The organism is Prochlorococcus sp. MIT 1303, from assembly GCF_001631965.1.
Lineage (GTDB): Bacteria > Cyanobacteriota > Cyanobacteriia > PCC-6307 > Cyanobiaceae > Prochlorococcus > Prochlorococcus marinus_D.
In genome coordinates, this window is the sequence record NZ_LVHK01000006.1 from 1 (window position 1) to 5551 (window position 5551).

At 47.2% G+C, this 5551-nt stretch carries 5 protein-coding genes and 1 pseudogene; 2 read left to right on the forward strand and 4 right to left on the reverse strand.

The features are described 5' to 3' along the window. Positions 1-425, reverse strand: a pseudogene (locus PMIT1303_RS00265) (hypothetical protein); the annotation flags it as partial. 141 nt (positions 426-566) lie between these two features. Between PMIT1303_RS00265 and PMIT1303_RS13635 the strand changes: the two are divergent. Then, on the forward strand, positions 567-776 hold the full coding sequence (locus PMIT1303_RS13635) for a hypothetical protein (protein WP_231901147.1): 210 nt from the start codon (positions 567-569) through the stop codon (positions 774-776). Positions 777-798: 22 nt separating this feature from the next. Here PMIT1303_RS13635 and PMIT1303_RS00275 read toward each other — a convergent pair whose 3' ends face one another. Then, positions 799-3591: a tetratricopeptide repeat protein gene (locus tag PMIT1303_RS00275; protein WP_063397058.1), complete on the reverse strand. Its 2793-nt coding sequence runs from the start codon at positions 3589-3591 to the stop codon at positions 799-801. A gap of 73 nt (positions 3592-3664) precedes the next feature. Next, entirely contained in the window at positions 3665-3886 is a 222-nt protein-coding gene (locus PMIT1303_RS00280; RefSeq protein WP_063397059.1) for a hypothetical protein, read from the reverse strand. Between the two features lie 240 nt (positions 3887-4126). On the opposite strand from PMIT1303_RS00280, the gene PMIT1303_RS00285 reads away from it, so the two are divergent. Continuing rightward, a complete protein-coding gene (locus tag PMIT1303_RS00285) occupies positions 4127-4411 on the forward strand; it encodes a hypothetical protein (protein ID WP_074159172.1) in 285 nt (94 codons plus the stop codon). A gap of 22 nt (positions 4412-4433) precedes the next feature. On the opposite strand, the gene PMIT1303_RS00290 is transcribed toward PMIT1303_RS00285, so the two are convergent. After that, positions 4434-5551: tetratricopeptide repeat protein (locus tag PMIT1303_RS00290; protein ID WP_082824405.1), on the reverse strand; the 1118-nt coding region annotated here is incomplete at its 5' end.

Here is a 5551-nt window from a genome sequence, read left to right on the forward strand (position 1 = left end):
ATCGCTGCGCAGAGATCAGCCTTGTGCATCTGCAGTGATTCGCAAACTAGTGAATAGGTGTCGCGGAAGCTATAGGGCCTCAGCCATTCGCCTTGCTCGGCTTTCTGTTTCACCAGCTCCTGCCAATAGGGCAAACGGCGCAGGGTTTTTCCCAGGTTGGCGCCACTGATTTCCATGGGATTGCCATCGGTGCCGATCGGTAGCTTCAGATCACAGCGCTGGATTTGACCCACAAGCTCAAAGGTCTGGCCGGCCACCGGGACGGCCTCAAGCCAGCGGGGCTCGTTTGATCTCTTCACGCCACGGGTTGTGTAGACCTTGCCCTCGCGGCAAAAGAGCTGAGGTTCACCATCGGCATTGGTTCGAACAATCAGGCAGTTCACTTCCCACATCCGTAGGCCAAACACCCGCAGCAGTCTGGCCACATTCGCTCAACCTTCTTCTAGGAGCTCGAATAGCTGCAAGCATTCAGCATCAGATAAGGTCGCCTTGATTCTCCTTTGAGCTGAGCTGCCGCGGAGTTTTTCGTATTCACTTGGGCTGATCAACCAGCACTGGGATTGCCTATGTTCATGCACGGCGAATTCAAGGAAAAGCTTGAGGGCGAGGTTGCATTCCTGCCTGCTGGCCGGCATGTTGATCCATGGCTTAAAAGGCTCCCCAAATCTCACGCCTGCTTTCTGGTTGGTTCTTTTATGTACAAGGTCTTTGTCGGCGAGCTCTTTGCCTGTTTGCGGTTGATTGCGACTGCTCAGGAACTGCAGGGCGATCTTTAGGTATCTCCCCAATTGATGTTCTTTAGGGAGATGGTTGAACCAAGTAATTCGCGACGATCTCGTGAATTGCTTTTGGTTTTAGGTGAATGCTATCAATCATCCACTTGTTGTTATTGAATCCATCCTCATCCCTTGTCAAGTCAAGTACATTAGCGAATAAAATCCCAGCTTCTGAGCACTCGTCAGATAGTGCCTGGTTGAAGGAGTGGACCGTCAAGAGATGCTGAGCATTGCTCAATGGAATATTCATGTGTTTAAGGTTTTCGTCCTTTTGCGGCGCCGGCGTACCTAAAAGTATTAACTTTTTTCGGTAAGTTGTTAGCTCGCTCGCGATCCGGCGAACATAACCTCTTGCGGTGGATTGGATCACTGCCTCTATGTTGGAATTATTCTTAGAGCAGTATTGTAAAATTCCCCCGTCTTTGCGACAATCAATTTCTCCAAAAGAAAGAAGAATAAATCTGTAGTCGTCTATGTTGTTTTTAATGGAATTTTGAAAGCATGTCTTGTGATTATTGCTTTGATGGTTAGCCAGGTGCCACGCTTTAGCACCTTTTACAAGGCTTGGTTTGATTTTTGAGTGGATACCATTTATTGAAATAATCTGATTTGTGAATGCTAGGCAGTGGCTTTCGCCGATGTGGATTGATTCGGGGATGGGTGTACTTAAGGGTGCAGGAATCTCTGGTAACAATGCTTTTAAGTATTTGAAGTAAGCTTGATCATGCTTCTTGTTTTTGGCATTGTAGTTTTTTATGTTGCCTGCTAGTTCGGAAAGTCTAGTGGGCATTTCTTTTATTTTCTCATATGCTTCTATTGTTCTGCCAAGCTGAACTAGTGTCACTACGTATGAAATAAGGCTGGTAACACTAGACCCTTCTCTCTCGTTTTGGATAGATTGGGCAGATAGCAAATAGTATTTAAGTGCTTGCTCTTTTTTGCCTTTTATTTCATAAATCATGCCCAGGTTCATCTGGGCAGTGGGATTGTCAGGCTTGAGTTCTAGGGATTTCAGGGTTGAGGCAAGAGCTTGATCAAGGTTGCCGAGATCTTTGTAGATCCAGCCCAGGTTCATGTGGGCAGTGGGGTTATCAGGCTTGAGCTCTAGGGATTTAAGAGTGGAGGTAAGCGCTTGATCAAGCTCACCGAGATTTATGTAGATGGCACCCAGGTTGATGTGGGCGATGGGGTTGTCAGGCTTGAGCTCGAGTGATTTGAGAGTGGAGGCAAGAGCTTGATCAAGGTTGCCGAGATCTTTGTAGATCCAGCCCAGGTTCATGTGGGCAGTGGGGTTATCAGGCTTGAGCTCTAGAGATTTGAGGGTTGAGGTAAGCGCTTGATCAAGCTCACCGAGTTCTTGGTATATCCCGCCCAGGTTGATGTGGGCGATGGGGTTGTCAGGCTTGAGCTCTAAGGCTTTGAGGGTGGAAGCAAGAGCCTGATCAAGGTTGCCGAGATTTTTGTAGATGCCACCCAGGTTGATGTGGGCGGTGGGGTTGTCAGGCTTGAGCTCTAAGGCTTTGAGGGTGGAAGCAAGAGCCTGATCAAGGTTGCCGAGATTTTTGTAGATGCCACCCAGGTTGATGTGGGCGGTGGGGTTATCAGGCTTGAGCTCGAGTGATTTGAGGGTGGAAGCAAGAGCTTGATCAAGGTTGCCGAGATTTTTGTAGATGCCACCCAGGTTGATGTGGGCCCTGGGGTTGTCAGGCTTGAGCTCTAAGGCTTTGAGGGTGGAAGCAAGAGCTTGATCGAAGTTGCCGAGATTTTTGTAGATGCCACCCAGGTTCATGTGGGCCGTGGGGTTATCTGGATCAAGATCAAGAACTTTTTGTGTAGCTTGTAAGGCTTCTTGAATGCGGCCTTCTCGCTTAAGAGCCGACCCTATATTTACCCATCCGGCAACAAATGACTCGTCTAATCGAATGGCTATCTTGAATTCTTCTATGGCCTCTTCATTGTTGCCAATTTCAAGCAAGCAGAGCCCTAGGTTGAATGGAATGAGCTTGTTGTGTGATTGATCAGCGTTAAGCTTTTTGTATTCAATAATTGCTTCTTTAAATTGTCCGAGATTTTGGTATGCCTTCGCTAAAAGCAGTGAGCATTGTTCGCTGGGTGCAAGAGCTGATGCTTTCGCGAGCGGTTCAAGAGCTTTTTTAGGTTGATTTCTTTGTAAAAGTAGTAGTCCCTGATTGAGCAGTGCGTTGCTGGCATGCGGATTCATATTTAATTCCTTCTGATAATGCTCAATTGCTCGCTCGGGATTGCTTTGGTTCTGAAAGACGATTCCGAGGATTTCGTTTGCTCCTGGTGTGCTTTTGTTGATTGCTAGGGCTTGATCTGCGAATGATTTGGCTAGATCGAGATTCTTCAGTGCCAGGTAGCTTGCTGCTGCTCCGATATAAGCCTGAACCAGCTTTGGATCTGCCTGTATGGCTCGTTGGAATAGCTCGACCGCTTCTTGATTATTGCCTGAGTGCCTCTTTAGGTTGGCAAGGTTATTCAATGCAGGAGCGAAGTTATTATTGATTTCTAGAGCTTTTTCATACCACCCAAGCGCGGTGTCCTTGCTGCCATGTTTTAAAAAAATGTTACCAATATCTTTGGCTATTTCAGGATCGCTGCCATCGAGTTGATGGGCTTTAATCAGGAATTGCTTTGCTTTTTCAAATTGTCCTAATGCGAGGAAGGATTTCCCTGCATATTTATAGGAATATGCCTCTTCTGGATTGGCCTGTAGATTATTTTGGCAGGCCTGTAGGCATTCCTGATGGCTACCAGCAGCTGAGAGCTCTTTGATGGCCGCCAAATCTGTCACGTCATCAATAGCTGTAATGGCTTGATATTACTGGTGATTTAGAGCCGTCCTCCAGGCCAGATCAGAATTTCGCTCAAGCGGTCTCGAGCCTTGCTCTCACCCATCTCCATAACACTCCCACTTCTAGCCTGCTGCCGATCCAGCTCCAGTCATTGGTGCGGAATATTGGTGCCGTGTAGCCATTCTCCTTTGCCCCATCGCTAGGGCCATAGAGAGATAAGGTCAACGACATCCACATAGCACCCGAATAATCGTCAACGCTTCTCTGGCCTTGGCGGCCAATGGGGGTGGTCATCGAGCTGAGATTCACAGGAAGTATTGGCATTTTTGATCGGGAAAGTCCTCGCATGTCTCCCGGGCTTGTAATAACATTCTCCGCACCCTTTCCAGAAAATGAATGAGAATGAAGGAAACCTTTCTGGGGTTGAACGCACTTATTAAGGCTCGGAGGGTGCGGATGGTCCGGAGGGTATTTCCAGATACAAGAACCACCAAGGCTCTCAATTCCACGCTTAATCGTTGGAGCCTTCTTTAGATGGCCAAAAGGGCTGCAGTCGTTGATCGAGTTGAGGAAGCCCATTCCATGCTTTTGCAGGGCTATAGCTGCACAGCTGCGGTCGCGTACTTTGCACAGAGCAAGGGGGTGAGTCGTTCTGCCTCTCAACAGATTGTTCAACAGGCTGATGCCTTGATCCGTGAGGACATCGATCAGGCGAATATCCAAAGAACAGATCTTGTCGCTCAAGCCATTCGCCTACTGATGGAGAGCGCAAGGGTTGGTTTAAAGCAGAGCGATCCAGTAGCTGTTGCTCAATATTGAGACAACTCTGTATAGGTGCTTGTTAGCCTTGATTGCAGGTAAAAGCATAAAAATTTGCTCCGACCATTAGGCGGCTTTTTGTGCCTTCGTAGTAAGAAGAATGCACTCTTGTGGCGGGTATAATGACTATCATTCCTTTCTCAGGGAGTATCTCGATGTCGGGGTTGTACATTCTAAGTATTCCAGGATTCTCACAATTCTGATCACCAGGATCTAAGTAGTAGACAAGGCTATACTTGTGCTGCCAAAGATTAAATCTTTTGTCTTCCGCCCTTACGTGTCTGTGAGGCGTTGCCCCCGCTCCAGCATTGAATACATTAAAAAAGGAGTTGTATTTTAGAGAGGATACTTCTTTAGAAAGTTCTTCGCTTGCTATGGCCTTTAAATCCTTTGAAAGCTTGTGAATGGCCGGTAGCTTGATGTTAAATAGCTGGAAGTCGGTGCAGAGTCCATTGCCGTGCCTGGCGTCTGTGGTTGCTGATAGTTTCTTTGAGTTGATTCTGTATAGCTCACTTATGAGGTCTTCTGTGACGGGCCTATTTTTTATGATGACGAGAGACTCGTGTTCTTCTTCCTCTTTGGGAGATGTTGCGATGCTCATCCGCTGAGTTCTTATGACTTTTTGCTTTTTAGCATGAACAGTAGCTTTTAGTGCTGCTTGGGTCTCCCATAACGATTTTCCAGTAAATGCGCTTTCGCGTGATAATTTTTCGAGTAGCCATATTGCTTCATCGTATTCTTCTTTCCGAAATAGGCAGGCGGCCTTGCCTCTATAACAGATGTCTGATATTGAGTTGCTCAGCTTTATTGCTAGGTCATATTCTTTCTCTGAATTTGTATAATCAGATCTTGCGTAGTAGATCCCGCCCAGGTTCATGTGGGTAGTGGGGTTATTGGGTTTGAGCTCTAGGGATTTGAGGGTGGAAGCAAGAGCTTTGTCAAGGTTGCCGAGCTTTTTGTAGATGCCGCCCAGGTTGATGTGGGCAGTGGGGTTATTGGGTTTGAGCTCTAGGGATTTGAGAGTGGAAGCAAGAGCTTGATCAAGGTTGCCGAGATCTTTGTAGATACCGCCCAGGTTCATGTGGGCAGTGGGGTTGTTAGGGTTGAGCTCTAGAGATTTGAGGGTGGAAGCAAGAGCTT

What these genes read in the sequence shown, in the direction of transcription:
- PMIT1303_RS00280 (WP_063397059.1), bottom strand. Translation starts at nt 3,886, where the DNA reads ATGACCACCCCCATTGGCCGCCAAGGCCAGAGAAGCGTTGACGATTAT.
- PMIT1303_RS13635 (WP_231901147.1), top strand. Translation starts at nt 567, where the DNA reads ATGTTCATGCACGGCGAATTCAAGGAAAAGCTTGAGGGCGAGGTTGCA.
- PMIT1303_RS00285 (WP_074159172.1), top strand. Translation starts at nt 4,127, where the DNA reads ATGGCCAAAAGGGCTGCAGTCGTTGATCGAGTTGAGGAAGCCCATTCC.